1 protein-coding gene and 1 pseudogene are annotated in these 1,249 nt (G+C 60.8%); one reads left to right on the forward strand and one right to left on the reverse strand.

Annotation, left to right across the window (positions count from 1 at the left end):
* A pseudogene (locus tag DBR24_RS26585) lies at positions 1 to 369 on the forward strand (PLP-dependent aminotransferase family protein); the annotation flags it as partial.
* A gap of 116 nt (positions 370 to 485) precedes the next feature.
* On the opposite strand, the gene DBR24_RS26590 reads toward DBR24_RS26585, so the two are convergent.
* On the reverse strand, positions 486 to 1,232 hold the full coding sequence (locus DBR24_RS26590) for an SDR family oxidoreductase (RefSeq protein WP_123469077.1): 747 nt from the start codon (positions 1,230 to 1,232) through the stop codon (positions 486 to 488).
* Positions 1,233 to 1,249: the final 17 nt, after the last annotated feature.

Raw genomic sequence — 1,249 nt, forward strand, 5'->3', positions numbered from 1 at the left:
CCGGCACAGGCGGCGATTGCCGACTATCTGCAACATGGCGGCTATGACCGCCACTTGCGCAAGCTGCGCTACGCACTGGAAGAACAGCAGAGCGCGATGCTCGCGGCCATTGCTCGCTATTTCCCGGCACAAACCCGGGTCAGCCAACCGGCGGGCGGCTACTTTTTGTGGCTGGAATTGCCACCGCAGATGGATTCGCTGAAGTTGTTCCAGATGGCATTGGCGCAAGGCATCAGCATTGCGCCGGGGCCGATATTCTCGCCGACGCAGCGCTTTCGCAACTGCATCCGGTTGAATTACGGCAGCCCGTGGACCGAGGACTCGGAGAAGGCGATGGAGACGCTGGGGCGGATTGTGCGGTCGTTCTGACAGTTCTGTGTTGTTTGAACTATCGCTATCGCGAGCAGGCTCACTCCTACATTTGAAATGCGTTCACCTGCAGGAGTGAGCCAGTTCGCGATGGGGCCTGTCCAGACACCGTTGAATTAACGGCCGCCACCCAGATCAACAAACGTCCCGGTCGCGTACGAAGCCTTGTCCGACAACAACCAGACAATCGCCTCCGCCACCTCATCCGGCCGCCCGCCCCGGGCCATCGGAATCGCTGACTCCAGCTTGCTGACCCGATCCGGATCGCCACTCAGCGCATGGAAATCGGTGTAGATGTAACCCGGACGCACGGCGTTGACCCGAATCCCCTCGCCCGCCACTTCCTTGGACAGACCGATGGTGAAAGAGTCGAGCGCACCTTTGGACGCCGCGTAATCGACGTATTCATTCGGCGAACCCAGGCGTGCAGCCACGGATGACACGTTGACGATGCTGCCGCCCTGCCCGCCATGCTTGGGCGACATGCGCAGGATCGCGTGCTTGGCGCAGAGGATCGGCGCCAGGACGTTGGTCTTCATGATTTTCAGAATGCGGAATTCGGACATTTCATCGACGCGCGATTTATGCCCGACGGTGCCGGCGTTGTTCACCAGCGCGGTGACCCGGCCCAGTTCGGTATCGACCCGGTGAAACAGCGCAATCACCTCGTCTTCGATACTGACATCGGCGCGCACCGCAATAGCCTGCGCACCCAGCGCGCGGACTTGTTCCAGTACGCTTTGTGCGGCCTGCTCGTCTGACTGATAGTTGATGCAGATCCGATAGCCCTGTTCGGCGGCCAGCAGCGCCGTGGCTGCGCCGATGCCGCGTCCGCCACCGGTGATCACAATGACTTTATCCATGCAGACCTTCCCCCCAA

The organism is Pseudomonas sp. HMWF006 (genome assembly GCF_003061205.1).
Lineage (GTDB): Bacteria > Pseudomonadota > Gammaproteobacteria > Pseudomonadales > Pseudomonadaceae > Aquipseudomonas > Aquipseudomonas monsensis.

Excerpts from the sequence above, each read along its gene's own strand:
- DBR24_RS26590 (WP_123469077.1), bottom strand. The coding sequence starts at position 1,232 with ATGGATAAAGTCATTGTGATCACCGGTGGCGGACGCGGCATCGGCGCA.